This window comes from Okeania sp. SIO2F4 (assembly GCF_010672385.1).
Lineage (GTDB): Bacteria > Cyanobacteriota > Cyanobacteriia > Cyanobacteriales > Microcoleaceae > Trichodesmium.
Window position 1 is genome coordinate 1 of sequence record NZ_JAAHGT010000083.1, and the last position, 17,868, is coordinate 17,868.

General features: G+C 39.0%; 26 protein-coding genes, 1 tRNA gene and 1 pseudogene. 20 read left to right on the plus strand and 8 right to left on the minus strand.

The genetic code is table 11. The annotated features are described in order from the left end of the window. Positions 1–201 precede the first annotated feature (201 nt). The 3 genes from F6K22_RS08045 (at position 202) to F6K22_RS08050 (ending at position 961) form a co-directional block, all read left to right on the plus strand. On the plus strand, positions 202–366 hold the full coding sequence (locus F6K22_RS08045; protein WP_293095596.1) for a hypothetical protein: 165 nt from the start codon (positions 202–204) through the stop codon (positions 364–366). Next, positions 341–460, plus strand: a complete 120-nt coding sequence (locus tag F6K22_RS41810) for a zinc ribbon domain-containing protein (RefSeq protein WP_363273081.1) — start codon at positions 341–343, stop codon at positions 458–460. The genes F6K22_RS08045 and F6K22_RS41810 overlap by 26 nt, the downstream gene beginning before the upstream one ends. 222 nt (positions 461–682) lie before the next feature. Then, a complete protein-coding gene (locus F6K22_RS08050; RefSeq protein ID WP_293095598.1) occupies positions 683–961 on the plus strand; it encodes a CARDB domain-containing protein in 279 nt (92 codons plus the stop codon). A 126-nt stretch (positions 962–1,087) separates the two neighbouring features. On the opposite strand, the gene F6K22_RS08055 is transcribed toward F6K22_RS08050, so the two are convergent. After that, positions 1,088–1,771: a TIGR04283 family arsenosugar biosynthesis glycosyltransferase gene (locus tag F6K22_RS08055; protein WP_293095600.1), complete on the minus strand. Its 684-nt coding sequence runs from the start codon at positions 1,769–1,771 to the stop codon at positions 1,088–1,090. Between the two features lie 206 nt (positions 1,772–1,977). Then, positions 1,978–2,583, minus strand: coding sequence for a TIGR04282 family arsenosugar biosynthesis glycosyltransferase (locus tag F6K22_RS08060; RefSeq protein ID WP_293095603.1), 606 nt, complete (start codon positions 2,581–2,583; stop codon positions 1,978–1,980). A gap of 209 nt (positions 2,584–2,792) precedes the next feature. On the opposite strand from F6K22_RS08060, the gene F6K22_RS08065 reads away from it, so the two are divergent. After that, positions 2,793–3,716: a TIGR04168 family protein gene (locus tag F6K22_RS08065; RefSeq protein ID WP_293095649.1), complete on the plus strand. Its 924-nt coding sequence runs from the start codon at positions 2,793–2,795 to the stop codon at positions 3,714–3,716. Between the two features lie 104 nt (positions 3,717–3,820). Then, positions 3,821–3,905, plus strand: a tRNA-Ser gene (locus F6K22_RS08070). A 412-nt stretch (positions 3,906–4,317) separates the two neighbouring features. Here F6K22_RS08070 and F6K22_RS08075 read toward each other — a convergent pair. Then, positions 4,318–7,458 (minus strand): DUF3987 domain-containing protein, encoded by a 3,141-nt coding sequence (locus tag F6K22_RS08075; protein ID WP_293095605.1) that lies wholly within the window; start codon positions 7,456–7,458, stop codon positions 4,318–4,320. A 590-nt stretch (positions 7,459–8,048) separates the two neighbouring features. On the opposite strand from F6K22_RS08075, the pseudogene F6K22_RS41815 reads away from it, so the two are divergent. The 15 genes and pseudogenes from F6K22_RS41815 to F6K22_RS08145 all read left to right on the plus strand — a co-directional run. Continuing rightward, positions 8,049–8,156 (plus strand): annotated as a pseudogene (locus tag F6K22_RS41815) (ribbon-helix-helix domain-containing protein); the annotation flags it as partial. 12 nt (positions 8,157–8,168) lie between these two features. After that, positions 8,169–8,525 carry a hypothetical protein gene (locus tag F6K22_RS08080; RefSeq protein WP_293095607.1) on the plus strand — a complete coding sequence of 119 codons (357 nt, stop codon included), beginning with the start codon at positions 8,169–8,171 and terminating at the stop codon, positions 8,523–8,525. After that, positions 8,485–8,676, plus strand: a complete 192-nt coding sequence (locus F6K22_RS08085) for a hypothetical protein (RefSeq protein WP_293095610.1) — start codon at positions 8,485–8,487, stop codon at positions 8,674–8,676. Before F6K22_RS08080 ends, F6K22_RS08085 begins: the two co-directional genes overlap by 41 nt. A gap of 78 nt (positions 8,677–8,754) precedes the next feature. Then, on the plus strand, positions 8,755–9,153 hold the full coding sequence (locus tag F6K22_RS08090) for a hypothetical protein (RefSeq protein WP_293095612.1): 399 nt from the start codon (positions 8,755–8,757) through the stop codon (positions 9,151–9,153). Between the two features lie 510 nt (positions 9,154–9,663). Further along, complete coding sequence (locus tag F6K22_RS08095) at positions 9,664–10,083, plus strand: ribbon-helix-helix domain-containing protein (protein WP_293095614.1); 420 nt, start codon at positions 9,664–9,666, stop codon at positions 10,081–10,083. Positions 10,084–10,502: 419 nt separating this feature from the next. Further along, entirely contained in the window at positions 10,503–10,817 is a 315-nt protein-coding gene (locus F6K22_RS08100) for a hypothetical protein (protein ID WP_293095616.1), read from the plus strand. Next, entirely contained in the window at positions 10,814–11,305 is a 492-nt protein-coding gene (locus F6K22_RS08105; RefSeq protein ID WP_293095618.1) for a hypothetical protein, read from the plus strand. The genes F6K22_RS08100 and F6K22_RS08105 overlap by 4 nt, the downstream gene beginning before the upstream one ends. A gap of 47 nt (positions 11,306–11,352) precedes the next feature. Then, positions 11,353–11,565, plus strand: coding sequence for a hypothetical protein (locus F6K22_RS08110; RefSeq protein ID WP_293095621.1), 213 nt, complete (start codon positions 11,353–11,355; stop codon positions 11,563–11,565). Further along, positions 11,565–11,927 (plus strand): hypothetical protein, encoded by a 363-nt coding sequence (locus tag F6K22_RS08115; protein WP_293095623.1) that lies wholly within the window; start codon positions 11,565–11,567, stop codon positions 11,925–11,927. The genes F6K22_RS08110 and F6K22_RS08115 overlap by 1 nt, the downstream gene beginning before the upstream one ends. After that, the gene (locus tag F6K22_RS08120) at positions 11,924–12,190 is read left to right on the plus strand and encodes a hypothetical protein (RefSeq protein WP_293095625.1); all 267 of its coding nucleotides are present in this window, start codon (positions 11,924–11,926) and stop codon (positions 12,188–12,190) included. Before F6K22_RS08115 ends, F6K22_RS08120 begins: the two co-directional genes overlap by 4 nt. A gap of 11 nt (positions 12,191–12,201) precedes the next feature. Then, positions 12,202–12,756 carry a hypothetical protein gene (locus F6K22_RS08125; protein ID WP_293095627.1) on the plus strand — a complete coding sequence of 185 codons (555 nt, stop codon included), beginning with the start codon at positions 12,202–12,204 and terminating at the stop codon, positions 12,754–12,756. Continuing rightward, on the plus strand, positions 12,749–12,931 hold the full coding sequence (locus F6K22_RS08130) for a hypothetical protein (protein WP_293095629.1): 183 nt from the start codon (positions 12,749–12,751) through the stop codon (positions 12,929–12,931). Before F6K22_RS08125 ends, F6K22_RS08130 begins: the two co-directional genes overlap by 8 nt. 13 nt (positions 12,932–12,944) lie before the next feature. Then, positions 12,945–13,226: a hypothetical protein gene (locus F6K22_RS08135; RefSeq protein ID WP_293095632.1), complete on the plus strand. Its 282-nt coding sequence runs from the start codon at positions 12,945–12,947 to the stop codon at positions 13,224–13,226. Continuing rightward, a complete protein-coding gene (locus F6K22_RS08140; protein ID WP_293095635.1) occupies positions 13,217–14,578 on the plus strand; it encodes a hypothetical protein in 1,362 nt (453 codons plus the stop codon). The genes F6K22_RS08135 and F6K22_RS08140 overlap by 10 nt, the downstream gene beginning before the upstream one ends. 171 nt (positions 14,579–14,749) lie before the next feature. Further along, entirely contained in the window at positions 14,750–15,208 is a 459-nt protein-coding gene (locus F6K22_RS08145; RefSeq protein WP_293095637.1) for a hypothetical protein, read from the plus strand. Here the strand turns inward: F6K22_RS08145 and F6K22_RS08150 are convergent. The 5 genes from F6K22_RS08150 to F6K22_RS08165 all read right to left on the minus strand — a co-directional run bounded on the left by F6K22_RS08150 (position 15,182) and on the right by F6K22_RS08165 (position 17,188). Further along, positions 15,182–15,397: a zinc ribbon domain-containing protein gene (locus F6K22_RS08150; RefSeq protein WP_363273088.1), complete on the minus strand. Its 216-nt coding sequence runs from the start codon at positions 15,395–15,397 to the stop codon at positions 15,182–15,184. The genes F6K22_RS08145 and F6K22_RS08150 overlap by 27 nt on opposite strands. A 10-nt stretch (positions 15,398–15,407) precedes the next feature. Next, positions 15,408–15,581 carry a hypothetical protein gene (locus F6K22_RS41820; RefSeq protein WP_363273090.1) on the minus strand — a complete coding sequence of 58 codons (174 nt, stop codon included), beginning with the start codon at positions 15,579–15,581 and terminating at the stop codon, positions 15,408–15,410. Next, complete coding sequence (locus tag F6K22_RS08155) at positions 15,556–15,999, minus strand: RNA-guided endonuclease InsQ/TnpB family protein (RefSeq protein WP_293095640.1); 444 nt, start codon at positions 15,997–15,999, stop codon at positions 15,556–15,558. The genes F6K22_RS41820 and F6K22_RS08155 overlap by 26 nt, the downstream gene beginning before the upstream one ends. 113 nt (positions 16,000–16,112) lie before the next feature. Next, positions 16,113–16,226 carry a helix-turn-helix domain-containing protein gene (locus F6K22_RS08160; RefSeq protein ID WP_293095643.1) on the minus strand — a complete coding sequence of 38 codons (114 nt, stop codon included), beginning with the start codon at positions 16,224–16,226 and terminating at the stop codon, positions 16,113–16,115. Positions 16,227–16,246: 20 nt separating this feature from the next. After that, positions 16,247–17,188 carry a sphingomyelin phosphodiesterase gene (locus F6K22_RS08165; protein WP_293095646.1) on the minus strand — a complete coding sequence of 314 codons (942 nt, stop codon included), beginning with the start codon at positions 17,186–17,188 and terminating at the stop codon, positions 16,247–16,249. Positions 17,189–17,868 lie beyond the last annotated feature (680 nt).

The following is a 17,868-nucleotide window of genomic DNA, read 5'->3' on the forward strand; positions in this document are numbered from 1 at the left end:
GAACAGGATGCCCAAAGCCTTTAGGCTTAGGTAGCAGAGGCTTGAGTATCTCCCCCATACGAATCACTCAGGTCGCTTGGGTATGGTTGACGTTTAGGGTTAGCGATCGCAGGTAGACGACTCATTAGTTATAATATGGAGCAACTATACTCAACAATAACACCTCATTTGACTAGGAGCAACTTTCTTTAGATTCTCTTTATGAATCAGCTCTTAGTGCTTGAGTATTTAACCACAAATAATATTGGTACTGTAGTCATAGGAAAAAATGATAACTGGAAACAAAGTGCAAATATCGGCAAAAAAAACAATCAAAACTTTACCCAAATACCGCACTTAATTGTTAATTCAACAGATAACTTATAAATGTCAACTGGTTGGTATTAAAGTTATTGAAACCGAAGAAAGTTACACCAGTAAAACATCTGCTATCGATCTAGAAAAACCAATATGCTATTGAATTCTATGTAGGCAAGCGAGTCAAACGTGGTTTATTCAGAAGTGCAACAGGTAAAGTAATTAATGCCGACGTTAATGGTAGTCTTCAGATAATTAGAAAGAAATTCCCAGGGGCATTTACTGCCGAGGGAATAGTGAGCTGTGCCGAGAGCGCCAATATTGGTTAATCCAATATCAAGATAAAAGCTGTTACGATTTTCTACAGTTTTTTTCGTACGGTTACATGGTAGATCTAATTCTCTCTAGTGACACCGAAGTTCCAGATGGCTTTGCTATCTTTTCAGCTAATTATAATGAAGATGTTTTGCTCCCAGGGGGGCGAATCAGCAATACACCTGATTTAGCACCGGGAGAAGAATGGGTAATAACTGATAGTGGCGGAATTCCTGCTGACACTCCAGTAGGAGATTATTACCTTGCTGCTCAAGTTGACCCTGGCAAAAAAATAACTGAGTCCGATGAAACTAATAATGTTGCTTTTGAACCACTGAAATTAGTTTAAGTTTTCATTTTTCGCTCATCTAAGTTATTTCCCAACAACTCTATTATCTGTATTATACCAACTGCGAAGAGAAGCCCCCGTTATACCCCTGGCGGTTAACGGTGGGAGAACGTCACTACCGTATTCCTACTTAAAATAGCTACGATACCATTGCGCTAATATCTTTGGAGAGACTCCAAGTAAGTAAGCAATGATTACTACTTGATTAATGAGAGTAGTTTTAAATATTCCTAATTTTTGCCACCGACGGCCAGAAGTTAATACTGGTTTTGATACAATTGCAATTCGCCCTCTTTTCCTTAACTTTCGGATCAATTCAAAATCTTCCATAATTGGTATTTCTGGGAAACCACCAATTTCTTGAAATATTTTAGCTGGGAGAAAAATTCCTTGGTCTCCATAAGGCATTTGTAAATAACGCGATCGCCAATTTACCATTTTCTCAACTATTCGTAAATTTCTTTTTCTTCCTCTAATACCTAATTCAAACGCACCTGCAATAATGTTCGGTTTGGCTAGAATTTCTCTTAATAATTGGTCAAATTTTAATGGTAAAAATGTATCTCCATGTAGAAATAAAAGAATATTTCCTGTTGCTGCTTTGGCTCCACAATTCATTTGAATACTACGACCAGCAAGAGAATAAATAAGTTTAATATCTAAAGATTTAACAAGTTCAGTTGTACCATCATTACTGCCACCGTCAACTACTATTATTTCTATATCTTTTCCTGTTTGAGCTGTGGAAATAGTTTGGGCGATTGTACTAACTTCATTTAACACGGGAATAATAATTGAAATACCGCTCATCAATTTTTTGGTAAGGGATGGAAAATTTATATTTTTTCCCATTGAATAGGGTGAAATTTAAAAGCAGATGAAAATTAGATATGTATCAGACTTCTTGCAGAAGTCAGGGAATAGGGAATAGGGAATAGGGAATAGGGAATTAAATTGTTTATTTCATGTCTTGAATTGATTTTATTTTTAATTTTTGGAGATGTCTATTGATTAATTTAAAATTGTAATTTTTCCAAGTCTTCTGGACGGTCAATATCAGAAAGTTCGGGTAAATAGTCAATAGCTAAATTAATATTTTGAGCGATCGCTACAGTTTTTGACAAGACAACAGAAGTTCCCCAATTAATTCCTTGAAATAATTCTGGGATAATTTTTTTGAGACCAATTAGATAATAACCTCCATCTATTGCTGGACCAATTATCATATCTGATTGAGTTAGTTTAGCAAAAGCTTGTAACATAATTTCAGGAGTTAAACTGAGGCAATCTGTACCAATAATTACTACAGATTTCATCTCCCGATCAAAAGCGGATTCAAATGCTCTTGTTATACGTTCACCTAAATCTCCCGCACCTTGTTCTTGATATTTTAAATCAGAACCTAACCAGTTTTTCATTAATTGCAAATCTCCACCAGCAAATCTAATTTCAATAGATAATGACATCATATTAGCTAATTTATTAGCTTTTGTGATTGTTGTTTCAGTCATCTGAAATTGTAGATTTGCTGCACCTTCTGCCCCCAAAGCAGGTATTAATCGTGTTTTAGTTTTTCCTGGTTCTGGATAGCGAGTAAAAATAATTAGCTGTTGATTATTCATTATGATATAGTGTATAGTATGCTTAACTCTAATATACTAATTTAGGTGCTTAAAATAAAATATTAATTAGATGGTTTTCTTTGAGATAAAGCCTTAAAAATTGCAAATAATTTGATTAAATCATAAGATTTAGTATACTGAATATTTGTAATTAATAATAAATAAGTCGAAAACAATTTTAGGAAAAAAAAGTAAATATGACAGTAAACATGACCAATAATCAAGATAAATTGATTAAAATTGCCGTTATCGGAGATGTTCACGGTCAGTGGGAATTGGAAGATGAAATAGCCCTCAAGCATCTGGGAGTTGATTTGGTACTATTTGTGGGAGACTTTGGTAATGAAGCAGTAGAAGTGGTTCGAGCGATCGCCACTCTTGATATACCTAAAGCGGCAGTTTTTGGTAATCACGATGCATGGTATACAGCTACAGACTGGGGAAGAAGCAAATGTCCTTATGACCGAACTCAAGAAGATAGAGTCCAGCAACAAATAGACTTACTTGGAGAGGCTCATGTAGGTTATAGTAGTCTGGACTTCCCAGAGTTGGCCTTGACAGTTGTGGGGACTCGCCCTTTTAGTTGGGGCGGTCCAGAATGGAAACATGACAATTTTTATCGGGAACGGTTTGGGGTCAATAGTTTTGAGGAATCTACTGATTTAATGATGCAAGCTGTAGAGAATGCAAGATATGAAAATGTGATTTTTCTTGGCCATAATGGGCCAACTGGTTTGGGAGACGCTCCTGAAGACCCGGTGGGGCGAGACTGGAAACCTATAGGCGGAGATTTTGGCGATCCAGACTTTACTAATGCAATAATACAATCTCGTAAGTTGGGTAAGAAAATTTCTCTAGTTACTTTTGGCCACATGCACCATAGGTTGCGACATACTCAGGAGCGGTTGCGTAAATGTATTGATGTGGACAGTGAAGGGACTTTATATTTTAATGCAGCAAGAGTGCCACGCATTATTGAAACAGAAGGTCAGAAAAAGCGCAATTTCTCTATTGTTTCCATGAAAGCAGGTTTTGTTTCTCAAGTTGCGTTGGTTTGGTTGGGCCAAAATTTGCAGATAATTTCTGAAGAATTTTTATATTCCCAACAAAAACTTGTTTTTGAGTCTGCATAGGTGCTATAATAAATAATTGTCAAAACATTACAAGCGTCCCAGCTTGTTTGGTCAAAACTCCAAAATCACTTTTGACTTTTGAATTTTGAATTTTGACTTATTAGGGAGAGGTGGCAGAGTGGTCGAATGCGCTCGACTTGAAATCGAGTGAGGTGAAAGTCTCCGTGGGTTCGAATCCCACCCTCTCCGTTCACTAGCAAGGGGTTTCAGCCAATTAACGGCCATTAAAACCCAGCATACAGAATTAAGTTTTTGAAGCTGTTTGACTATTGTTTGACTACTATAGTCAAGGATAGTCAAAAGTAGTCAAAGCTTATAGAATGCTGGAGTCTATCACCAGCCTCTAGAGCATCTTTCCCAACTCAATTAGGTACTAAGAGTCAAAAGCTGATTCAGCGATATTCCCCAGATTGACAAGCAGGATGTCACTGGTTAAATCCAGTACCACCCATTCAAAAATCAACGAATTTTCAACCTTTTAGCCTTATTTTTCACTAGAAAATGGACTGAGAATGGACTTTTAATAGTATGAAATTTTATCAACCTAGCTTTAATAAAAATTAACATTCTGAGACTAAGGAGATTAAATTATGTCCAATAATCAAGATTTTGTGTAAATCTTCTCTACATCTCTAAACTTAACCCTTCTAGTTTCTGGCTTAACCTTATAGCCAGTTCTTTCAACCCACAAGTGATTGCTCTCCACGCTCTTAATTTCCCAGGTATTGAAACTAGAGTCGTCACCACCCTTCAACTTAATTAAATAACCAACCTTTAACTCTCCACCAAGCTGTCTCTCGTAAGCCCAAAACTTAATTTTCTGAAATTGCTTTTTATCTTCCTCGTCATTAGAACTTTCGAGGATTTGGCAAGCTTGCTGAAGTTCATCTTTTCCATACTTATCACAGAGTTTCATAAATATTTCTCTGTCACAGTTTCTAAGGTCATCAACTATTTTTGAAACCCTCTGTGAAGTATCGGTTAGAGTAGTGACCGCTTGCTCTGTATCCCTCTCCAGAACTGTGGTTTGCCTTCTGTCACTGGTAGTAGTGTTAATTTGAGTTTCTACCTCCGAAGTAAATACTGTGACTGCTTTTGGTAAACTGTCACCGGATTCAGATATCTTAGTTACAACTTGGACAGTAGTTGATGGGTCTGATACCCTTCTTTCCTCAAAAGCTTCAAACTTAATTGTCCTTGGAGTGGTTATTGTTCGGCCCCATCCCATCTCCTCCAATCGGCGAAAAAAATCAATAGCCTCACCTCTATCCTTGGCCTTCTTAGTCTTATATACAGCATCCCTGGGCGTAATTGGTTCTCCTTTCCTCAGAGCATACTGATATAGCTGAAACATTTTACTCGGCCCAGAATCATCCATAATAGACAGCAATCCACGAACCTGAGACATTTGGTAAATTGCCCGTTCCTTAGCAATTTGAACGAATTTTTTCTCAACGATTTCTGAAGGCTGGTGACCTTGACAAACAGCGTGGAGAACATGATACAGCATTGCCCACCGCAAAATTTTCCCTGACATTTTCCCGTACTGGTAAATCATCGCTGGGCGATCGGCTTTAGCCTTTTGGCTTTCGGCGTGATTATGACAAGACTTGAATAGCTGGTAGGCATCTGGGGAAAGCTTGAAAGTAAAAGCAGGCAAACGGTTTATGCTTTCGTAGGTATCAACCAACAGAGGCGTAATGTCCATGCCTACTTCATTATCATCGTCCCAATAGTGAGGAATGTTTGGTAAAGTGGCGATATTGTATCTAGCGAAAAGCCCTGTGGGGTCTGAGCTAGAGATAATTTCAGACAAAACTTCAGGTTGAATCCCTCCCAACAAACATTGATTTACTACACCACCGGGATAAATCTTACCTCTACGAACGACAGTATCCATAAGGCCATCATAAGACTCTAAGAGCAACTGAGCGTCCCCACCCTTTCCTCCTTTATACTGACCTTGAGACTTTTGCTCCTTAGCCAACTCATCGAAGCATCTCAAAATCTTGGGATTATGTTGGGCTAGTTCTCTCATCCCTTCAGGAGTATAGTCTCCAGTGCTAAACACCCGTAGCTTTGGCTCTTGAGGTTTGTCACCCCTAGTAGATTTATCTGATGCCTCCCAATCTGCTAAGTCTCTCTCATAATCAATTTTCTGCCGATCGTATAATTCTGTAGCTTTTTCCTGCATTTTGGACAAAGGCTTTCGGGCGATCGCTTGAATTAAAGGAGACTTCCTAGATGCTGGCTCTCCCACAATAGCAGAAAAAATAGTAGCATTCTGGTCATAGTTGCTGCACTCACGTCCAATAATTTTAGTATCGGGGTCAATTAATGAAGCTGCTGCTGCTTCCAAAGCAACTAAAGTTGGTTCGTAAGGAACTCCTAAGTTATCTGCAAATGTAAGGACTGGGTGTAACTCTTGTGGTAACATGGCATGACATTTTAACTTAACATTAGCTGAGAGAATTTCCGAAAATTCCTTTTCATCGTCTGGTAGTTCGGCATCTGCGTCGAAATCCTCAATCGTTCTTTCATAAACTTCCTTTAATGAACGAATATCCCACCCACTATCAAGAGAAAGTTGCTTAAGCTCAATGGTGAGTCTGCTTTTTCTGGGGCGTTGCTCTGCCAGCTTGATAATCTCTCCCAAAACTTTGAGTTGATCCCATTTCTTTGGGGGAATTACGCCTTTAATTTGACTATTACCCTGATGAGGTGGTGAAGTTTCCTTACCATAGTCACTATTGCTACTATTTCTGCTGTAATGCTGATTTTTCTGCCACGCTTTCAGGCAATTTTCTATAGCATCGTCTGTAAGAGAAGCGGTGGGGTTGCCTTTTTGGGCTGATTTCCAAATCTGTTGCGCCTCCTTACTATTAATAGGTGGGCTGCATCGACTACAATAATCTTCAAAAAGTGCTTGTGGTGTATCGGTGTAGTTAATTCCCAGATAATTAAGTCTTTGTGCAGTGCCAATTAAGTTTCTGGCAAGCTTTGCACCAGCATTGTTTCTACCTCCTTGACTTACACCCCTTTCAATTAGGTCTCTGTCATCCTTAGTTAAGAATATTGCCAGAGGAGGTGTATTGAGTTGAATTGTTTGTTCATCCTCCCGACGGCGGGTAGCACCATCAAAGTTAAGGGTAGGTTCTTTCTGTCGAGGTATTGTACTTCGTAGTTCCTGATAGCTATACTTATTACCCCTACTACTAACTATTTCCGCTACCTTTCCAGACTTCTGATGCTTAAACCCAGGCACTCGCATTACTCGTGAAGGATTCTTGATAGAGCGATCGCCATCAGCATATTCTAATAAGTCTGCTTGCAGTTCCTTCCACTTATCTATGGGTATCCCTTCATTAAATACCCAATAACTGTGAATTGATTTACCACCCGTATCAACTTGTATTGTTGGTTCTGGCAAACCTAAATTTTGCCAAAGTATTAGTTGTTGGTCTTTGGGTAAATTATCATGCTCATAGAATATAGCTTTTCCTGCTGTCACATCAGCGTCAGTATTACCCCCGCCATTAACTACAATGTAGATACCATAACCAAAACTTTCCCATTGCAATAATTCTTTGTAGTTAATTAACTCTAGGCTATAGTTAGTCTTTTTAGCCAAATTTTTGCCATTTTCCTCTTTAAAAGCGCGGAAATATATGTTATCATTTGATGTATATCCTAAAAAGCAAAGGAATTGATTCACTTTAGCTTTGAGATTCTTTGTATTCATCTTGTTATCATCTCACTAGATAATTGTGTTTTTGTCTCCTGAGATAGACCGTCCGCTTACGCGCTTCATGTCGCGCAGCGAAACACCAAATTTTTTGATTAACTTTGAACATCACATTAAACAGTGGACAGCTACCAACTGCCCATTTTTTTTTGGAGGTAGAAACTTAAGTCAGAAGTCATAAGTTAGATAGATGGGAGAGGAGTGAACATTTATAAATATCCCCGCCCTATTGGTGTAGTACAATATGGCCTAAAAACGGACATTCTTGCACAGAAAGAATTTAACTTCTGACTTCTAAATTCAGACTTATGACTTCAGCTCTAAATCTAGCACCATAACCTTCACAAATCAAGCATTTTTGCTTATAGTTATTTGAATGTAAAAATCGCTGTAATAATAGCGCATATTTACATCAATTATTTCCTGAAAACTTGGCCCAAAATCACCAACAACTTTTAACTTATGACCAAAAAATAAGGTCAATAGCTTTCCCCTTCAAGGGAATGAAAAGCGGCGGTGGGTACTGATAACTGTTAACGAAGTTCCTCCGCAGGAGGCTAACTGATAACTGATAACTGAAACGACTTATGGCTGATAGCAACCGATTGTCCATTTCTTTGCCCAAGGGCGTCTACAAGAAGCTGGAAGAAAGAGCCCACAAGGAGGGGCGAAATGTTTCCTCCCTCGCATCCGTTTTAATTGAGCGGATGATGCTCGAAGACGAGAAAAATCAACTGTGGGTAGAGGCAATGGCTCACTACCAAAAGCGACTCACAGAGGAAAAACAAGCATCCGCCCAACGGATAGCCGAGCTACAAAGTGAACTAGATGAGGAACGCTCCAAACTAGATATCACCTTGCCAATAGTCATCAAATCTCCTCTGCTCAAAACCTTATCGGGAGAAGAGCTATCAGACTTAGAGTTAAGTGTGCTGTGTGATTTTTTCGGCTATGACCAACGTCTGCTACAACAGGCCAGGTCTACTCAGGACAAAAGTCTTGTAACTGAAGAAAGAACTGCAGATGAAAGAGGAGAAGAATTTACCGAGACCGAAATGCCTTGATGGTTGGCAAGAAGGGGTGCTGTCAAATCAGGGTATTGTGTTCATTGCACCCCCAAATCTAGGGCGAGAAGATGCGATGGCAGCCTATAGCCAATGCGAGTCTTGGCTAGAAGCTGTGGCTAACATCTGGGGAGAGGTTAGATTAACCTAGGTAGGAGCGACTTATGGCCTAAGAAAATTATCAGAAATACCATCACCATCACAAGGAAATTCCACACCGATATTGTCTATGACTCAACAGTCTCAAAACCTAATAATTCCCGAATTAGATCTAGATTTGAACGAACTCTACCAGCGGACTCATCCGTGTTACCTAACTGAGATGGTGACTCAGAAGGTGATTTGGATGAATGCCAAGGCAATAGAAGTTAACCGCCTGAAAACTCCAAGTAAAGTAATTGGCAGCTCTTGTACTTCTATGTGGAATGGGGATTCGATGGAAAAAATGATGAAGCATCTGGTGGCAGATAAATTTATCCATCAGTTTGAAACCCAGGGCTATCATTGGGTTGATGAGTGGAGACGGGAGAAGATTGCCACTGTCTCCGAATACGGCCTTGTCACCGTGTTTGGTACAGACTGTCGTCTGTGTGAAACCCTCGAATATCATATTGTTGGGGTGGATTGAGACCATTTCTCCATCAACTCTGCGGATAGTCTCTGGACTGGGAGAGTAGGGTTTTGGCGTAATCCACAGGCGTAAGAATTGATAGTTTTGGGCGATAATCCGAGAAATTTGGCAATTATTGCCCGTTTTATAGGGTATTTTCTCAATAGTTCCATTGGATGCAGCGTGGGACAGAAATCATCCACGTTGTATTCATTTATTTCGCTGAGAATTATTCTCTGTGGATAGACAAGCTTAGGGCATTCAATTACACTCATGGTACTAAGTAAATAAATAGGGCTTAGAAAATTTTTTTCCTAAGTTTAAGTGGGACTTTGACTTAGGCAAGCAAGGGGTAGTTAAAACATCTCATCTTCTTAACTATTCCGTTTTTTTTGAGTTAAGTTCATCACGGTGATGTACCAAATGCAAAATAATATAATGTAGTACAATAAAATAAGTTCATCACAGTGATGTACTGTTCTTTACTTATGTAACTTACATCGTTATAAGGTAGGATGTCAATAAGTAATGAATAATTTTTTTGAAATGCCCACAAAGCTGAGTCGTATCAGCATTTATGTAGACCCAGAAATAAGAGAAATTTTAGATGATATGGCCAACACAGAGCAAAGAAGCTTGGCCAATATGATTTCTGTGCTGATTTTTGAGGCTCTGAAAAAAAGAGGGAAACTTGATGTTCGCGATAGCGGTTCGGAGAACCATCGTGACCAAAATGATAACTTCGCTGTGCCGGAAGGCAATCGAGCAGAAGGCCACCCCACAAACCAATTACGCTACAGAATTAAGCGAGTTCAAAAACACCAGAAAGACCTTGAGGGCAAAACAGGGATTATCGTTTCAGAACTAGCAAAGGGAGAGGTTCGATTGGAACTAGATAATGGGGGGGAGGCTATCTTACCTATGGCCTACTTGGAAGTGATTGATTAATGATTAAATAATTGCCCACCTACTCCACAAAATATTAAGAATGCTTGCCTTATGTGTGCCAGTCCCTTAGCAGTAATGCTAGGGGTTTTTTAGTTGCTGTTTGATATAGTTTAGTGGACTGTTTCATCTTAAATGTTGCACAAGAAAACTAGCATTTAGATTGCTTTTCTAAGAAGGTTGTGCTTCGCATTCATCTCGGCTCTTAGCCGAAACACTGTCGTTTGCTATTGCAAAGCAAAGCTGGCGCTAACGCAAAGCTGCGCTTTTTCCTGGAAGCTATTACTCAAGAATAATTGTGAGACTGTGTAGGTTGCACCCAACAAAAAGCCATGCTTGAATAGTTTACATGAGCAATAGACGATTATTAATCAACTAATACTCATCACTTAAAAATAGTAATCACTTAGTAATCACCACGAATGGAGTGGGAACCTTTTCCAGAAGAGTTAGAGCCAATTTGCTATTGGACTCGCAAGCAAGTCCTATCTTTGTTTGAGTCATGCTTTCAGAAAGGATCAAACTCTTTAACGAGAGACGTAGCAGACATCAAAGCTCTAATTGAGGCTGGAGAAATAGCAATTGAAGACTGCCCCTTACAGGTGGGTAGCAAGCGTAATTGGATTTACCAGATAGAGGCAGTAAAATTTCTCTGGTATTACAGACAAATTGTGCAAACCTACGGTAATCGGGCAGTGGCAAAGGAATACATTAAAAAGAACGGAGTTCCACTATGAGTGACGTACAGCAACGCGAACGTATAGCAAAAGCCTTATCTAACCGCAATATTCAACCAACTGATGAAGCGATTGACAAAATCATTGAAAAGGGAGGTACTACCGCAGCTATTAACGAATTTATTAAAGAACAGCAGCCAGAAAAAGATGTAGCCCAACAACAGAGGAATGATAACCAACTCCTTGACGTTGAAGCAGGCAGTCAAATGATTCAGGGAATGGTTGAAGAAATCGCTGAAGCTAATAGCGATGAATTGGCCGATGCTATTCAAGCCCTAACACTAATGAAAGCGATAGGTAAGGTGCAAACCGGATATACCGGAGACCTCACAAAATCTGCAATAGACTCCCTAAAAAAGGGTTTTGGTGGTATCTTCTCCAAAGTTTCTACATCAGTTGGAAAGCAAAATCAATATGTAGAAAGTGGCAAGCTTCCCTCCCTGCTACAGACAGAAACTCCCAAGCTACTGAATGGGAAATCGAACTAGAAATATTAATAAGGTAACATCCCGTAATCAATTTTGTAATTCAGAAAATGATTCAAGTTTATTGGGAAGCAAAGCCCAGGTTTAAAAAAACTGCTGGCTGGCTGAAAAGCAGTGGTAGGGTAGAAATTGAAGCTACCCCAAATCATCCCCTTGATATAGCTGAAGTACAAGCTGGAATTGAGAGGAGGTTAACCTTGAAGCGCCCTGATTTTTTCCCTGACGGAGCAGAAGTAGAAATCAAATTGATTACAAGGATTTAATGTACAAATCCTATCTTAATTCAAGAGAGTGGAAATCAAAGCACCCTAGCTTCTTGAGAGCCACAGGCTACCGTTGCCAAATGTTTTGTGTGAAGGTTGGTAAATATAAAGGAAAATATCGCCCTTACAATATCCACCACCACACCTACGAGCGGAAAGGCAAAGAGAAGTGGCAACGGGACGTATTTGTTCTCTCAAAAAGGGCACACAACCTCATTCACGGTTGGTTAGCATTGTCGCTTAAGCCTATCTCAGTTAGACAACAAAACAAAAACCCAATTAACCAATACCCAAACTTATTGCAGCAAATAGCTCATGCTTGGTGCTGGTTAATGGGATACATACTGTGGATATTAAAATGACAGACAATCAAATAGTTAGTAGCTCAAAACCAATAGGATATTTCGTAGAAACTGAAAACAACGAAGCTCTCGAAGAAATAGTAGGCAAAATGAGCATAAACCAGCGCTTAGTAGCAGTACAAAAAGTCATTGAAGAAATTACCTTTAATGAACTAAGCTCATCCACAGAAGTTAAAAGCTTTTGTCAAGAGCTAAACCGACTAAATCTGAACAAGCACAATGCTATTCAGCTTGCCCGTTGGATTTTGCAAAGACATTTGTAAGGAGATAAAAAATGCCACCACAAGGATACTTAACAAAAAGGAAACCGACAAACGCCCAGTTAACTCAAAACGCAGGTAGTCTAAACAGTAGAGGAGGTACAGCCCCAGTACCAAAAGGTATACTTACTCCTGCTGATGGAGGGTACAATGCACCCATGCTTGCCGACGCCTCAGCAATGCTTGATAGCTGGCAAGCAGACGGATTAACCATAACAGACGAAACCTTAGCAGAAGCCAAAGATGCTGCCAAATTCTACACAAGCCATGCAGTAAAAACAACCCAATACAGAGCAGCAGTAAAAGCTGTTATCAAAGGCTCAGTCAAAATGGCAAAGAATTTTGCTGGAGCTGCTAGTGAAGTGCTGAGGGGCAACCTTGCCATGCACCAGGCTTACAACCGCCTTTATGATGTTGCAGACTCGGTTGGTAGTAAATACCGCCTGGAAGCTGATAGACGGAGAAAGAGCCAACAAGTAATTGAAGCTCGTCATTCAGTTAACGTTAAACAACTAAACGCTGCTACAGAAAAAAGGCTATCTATGTTATATGGAGGCAAAGATGTCTAAAGCACCACTTAAGTATAAAGGCTTGTTATTAGGGAAGTTTATTAATAGAGGGGAAAATGTCTTTTTTGAAACAAATAACGGAAAACATTTTCAGTTAGTTATTTTAATGCGTAGGGAGTCTACAGCTAAAAGAATGGCAGAAGACTTAAATAGCAGATTTTCAAGAATTTATTAAAGGGCGGGGCAGTATGGGGATAAATAGACTTGCTTGGTATCTATTTGTATTTATTATCGGTTTTGCCAGCGGCTACCTGCTTAACCTGCTGCCTCAAATATCTTGGCATTTCCTACCATTGTACGGAGCTATTGTCTGGACACTCAAAGAATTGCAAGATACCTTTGGCTTCCCAGAAATGCGCGAAGCAGCAGCCAGAAGTTTGAACCCCAAGCTATCTGTAGGATTTTTCACCCTAGCACTGATAATCTTGAGAGCAGGCATCATTGCAGGGAGCATTACTGCATGGTTTTAGACAACTTAATAGTTTGTTTTGGTTGCCTAATATTCGCCTGCTTTCCTCAGCCAAAGCTTACTAGATCTGCCCTAGCAATTACAGCCATTTACTATGGCATCAAGGGTACACAAGCAGCTCACCAAGAAATCCATGAAGCAATAATTACTCAAATCATTGATGAGTCTGAGATTAATATGTTGGCAACTGAGGCAGATTTAAAGGTGGCAGCACTACAGCAAACTTGTGAAGGCTACTCAGTAGAAAGCAAACCTACTCAGAATATGCTTGAAGCTACTGCAATTAATCACTTTGACTGGAAAAAGCTGAATACTAATCCCAATAAGTATGTTCATCTTATCATTGTCGGTGGCACAGGTGATGGCAAGAGTTTTACCACAGAGAGATTAGCTCCACATTTGGGAGGCAAAGTGGTAGTATGCAACCCTCACGATCAACCAGGAGATTTTGAGGGGTTTTCTAGCTATTGCGGTAGTCGAAACTATGGTAATTGGAAGAAGGATAAGCTCCCAGTCATTCCAGATAAAGGTCAATTCTTTCAAGATTTCTTAGACAAAAAAATAGATTTTGAGCCTTCAGTTTGTCAGTTTATTAAAATCATTGAACAAGAGATGAATAGGAGGTACGAACTATACCACCAAGGCGATTTTTACTATCCAATGGTAAACGTAATTCTTGATGAATTTTGTGTTGCTAGTGGCAAGATTGACCAAGGTGTTGAGGTGGTATTAGACCTAATAAAAGAAGCAAGAAAGGTTTTGATTAGATTATTTTTATTAGTCAAATATGACCAAGTTAAGACTCTCAAAATAGAAGGTCAGGGAGACATTCGGAAGTCTTTAACTTATGTCAGGTTAGGAGAATTTGCTCATAAGCATTCTCAGAAACTAGGGAACTCAGAATTGTACAACTGGTGTTTATCACAGGAGCGACCAATATTAGTAGAAGATGAGCCAGCAGTTCTGCCAGAGTCAGTTAGGTATGTCTTTGTTGAAGGTCACGTTGAGTCAGAAAGTTCCGGCAACCAAAGCAGCAGTCAGGCTTCTACAAACCATAAGCAAACTAAACTTAATAATGAGGAAGATGAAGATACTAATGTTGCTGAAACTGCTCCTAATCAAGATGCTCCTACTCTAGAGGAAATAGAAGATAAAATATTGAGTTTCTGTGCTGCTAAAAAAACTACAGTTAGGCAAGTGCAGCAGAAGTTCTCCAAGTACAAACTAGCTGCTGATACGATTTGGCAAATATTCCAAGGATTTGCTGAGAAAAACTTAGGAACTGTAGCAGAGAAAAAAGTAGGAGGCTCAGTCATTCGTATATTTACTCCCGAACAACACCGAGATGTTTAGGGCTGTTGATTTTGGTGTTGATTTGCTATAGAAGCTAGTAATAAACTATGTTTTGTGACAATATCAATTTTAACTAATTGCGCCTAATTTACCAAGGAAATTGCGATTAAACAGCAATCGCTATTAACACAAATATATCTATAATTATGCAACACTTAGGTATCCTTGATTATGAAAAATACTTTAGACCCAAACACTAATAATTCCAAAGTTAATAATGTTCTCCAAACAATCCTTGGCTCTGCGTTCAAATTGCTAGTAATTGGAGGAATTGTTACTATAGTTGCAGTAGCTATTTCTGTACCAAAAAGCAAATTTAGTAACTTGCAAAAACCAGGCAAACAAAAATTAATATCTGCCGAGCAAAAGACTAAAAATAAACCTGTAATATCTCCTTACACAGTTGTGTTGAATCAAGGTAAAAATTCTGTTACTTTGATTCTAAATAATGGAGTCAAGATTAATGTAGAAAATTTGAATAATAAGCAAGAAAAATGTATAATATTTGGAGGAGGTTTGGGCTGCATTGATAGTCTTTACAATCCTAAAAATGCTGTTACTAAAGTTGATAAAACTAAAGCTGTTAGATATAAAAGTCGGCTTTCATTTATTGAATACTCTTTCAGATAAAGACAGAGACTCTTTAATCTGACCACACCTACTGCAAGTCTTAGAGCTAGGAAACCATCTATCAACAACGATTAACTTAGAGCCGTATAGTTGACACTTATACTGTAACTGTCTTCTGAACTCATAAAAACCCATGTCAGCAACAGCCTTAGCTACGTTGCATGCAACGTAGCTGTGATTTGCCATCATTCCTGATACATTAAGGTCTTCTATTACTATAATGCCGTGGTTTTTGGCTAAGTAAGTAGGCGCGTTTATGCAATGTATCTTTCCTAATGTCAGCTATTCTGTTGTGTAGTCTCGCTATTTTTAGCTGTGCTTTTTTCCAGTTATTAGAAAACTTGACTTTATGTCGATTCAAGTATTGCAACAAGCGAAAGTTTAGCTTCTAACTTTCTATAGGATTTAGCTCCTGGAAATACTTCACCAGTGGATAATGTAGCTAGAGATTTTATACCTAAATCTACACCAACTACATCTACAGATTTCTCAGTAATTTGAGTTTCTTTCTCTCTAGAATTGAAACTGATAAACCATCTATCAGATACCCTACTAATAGTTACTGACTTGGGATTAATATTGTCTGGCAATATTTCATAAGTTTTAATCCATCCAATTCTTGGTAATTTAATTTGATTAAAACCTACTGATATGGAACCATCTAGAGTAAAACTATCATCTTTACCTTTTTTCTTAAATCTAGGTTGACCAGACACTTTGGTAAAACAACGTTTCCAAGCTAGAGATAAATATCTCAAAGCATCCATACGGCGCTGTTTTAGACACTTCATAGTACCAAAAATTTTTAGGTTTAACCATTGCTACTAAAAGTTTATGCAGGTCAATTGCAGTAGGAAATTTAAGTTTACTATCAGGATTATGAGAATTGTGAGCAAGGATATTTCTAGTCAGCCATAATCCCCAATTCCAAGCGTGACGGGCTACAAAGCGCGTGTTTAGCTAGTAATGTTTTTTGTTTGTTTGTGGGGTGTAGTTCACTTTTGAATCCAAGTAACATAAAACAGATAATCCCAGATTTTAAGAGATAATACCATATTTTAGCCAACAGTTACAAACCCCAAACTCAAAGCGCCCATAGACAGGGTAGTGGTCTGACAAATCTTGTTGGTTAGTTTCTCCTGTTTTCTTCCATTCTTTGTCTGCGCGAATCAAAAGAACCTCATTGACTGCTTTAACTGGCCGTAAATGGTTGTTTGAGTAAAAGATGTAATCGAGATAGCTTTGGTTGTTTCCTTTTTTCAGATCGTTGATTTGTCCATCGGAGGTATATTGCAGACCTGTTGAAGGTGGCTGTGTTACATCCAAAATAGTTTTCATTGATTCATAAGCACTTCGATCGAATTGATTAACATTGAAGTCGCCACCAATAATGACGGGTTGCTCCGCAGGAATTTGTTTGGAATCAATAAATGACTTGATTATACGGAATTGTTGTTCGCGGGTAGTTCTCCTATTTCTTCCTGCTTGAGCGTGTGTGCCAAACAAATGGTAAAGTTGTTCTTGTTTGTTAATTTGGGCATAGAGTACACCTTTGTCTGCCAGACAGTCTTCAGCAGCACAAACATTACCAAATAATCGTTGGTCTTCTGCTTCAATTGGCCATTTACTAACAATAATTACTCCACCATCCTGCTTTATGCCTCGATCGCTGCCTAAAATTTTGCTCTGATAAGGATATTCGCTTTTCAAGCTATTTAATAAATTATTCCGCACACTATTATCAAAAGCTTCTTGAAAAATGATGACATCATATCCTTGAATTTTATTAGGCAGTAAGCGCGAACGAACATCTTGGCCATCCCAAAACAGAAACTTTGGGCGCATATAGATGTTGTAGGATAAAACGTTGAGAGTTTGAGGTTGAACCGAATCAGTAGTTGTAGCTTTGACCAGATGAGTAGGTGTCAATAGTCCAAATCCTAACAGGATTAACCCTAGCAAGGATTTCTTAAAGTTCATTTTGATTATTTCCTTTAACAAAAAAGTTTTGAACAAAATTATTCTGGCTTGAATTGGCGATCGCTTAAAAGCAAAAAAATAGTTAGATCAAATCCGGATAATTACTATAGCCTGCGTCCGCAGCGACTGGAACGGAGTGGACCGAAGCAATCTCAGGGGGGCAGGTCGATTGCTTCCGCTTCGTCGCTGCGGACGACTGTTCAACTTGAATTGGCGATCGCTTAAAAGCAAAAAAATAGTTAGATCAAATCCGGATAATTACTATAGCCTGCGTCCGCAGCGACTGGAACGGAGTGGACCGAAGCAATCTCAGGGGTGCAGGTCGATTGCTTCCGCTTCGTCGCTGCGGAGGACTGTTCAACTTGAATTAGCGATCGCTTAAAAGCAAAAAAATAGTTAGATCAAATCCGGATAATTACTATACTCAAGTCATTGCGACTGGAACGGAGTGGACCGAAGCAATCTCAGGGGGGCAGGTCGATTGCTTCCTCTCGTGGCTGCGGACGACTGTTCAACCGGATTCTATATTAGTTAGGACTTACGCACCTGCAACGTATTTTCGTCCCTATCGACCGACAGGGAAGCAATCTCAATCCTAGTTTTTCGTACCTCATGCGTAAGTCCTGTTAGTTATTTGTTCGAGGATACATTTTGGTAAAATGTTCTTGTAACCTTCGATG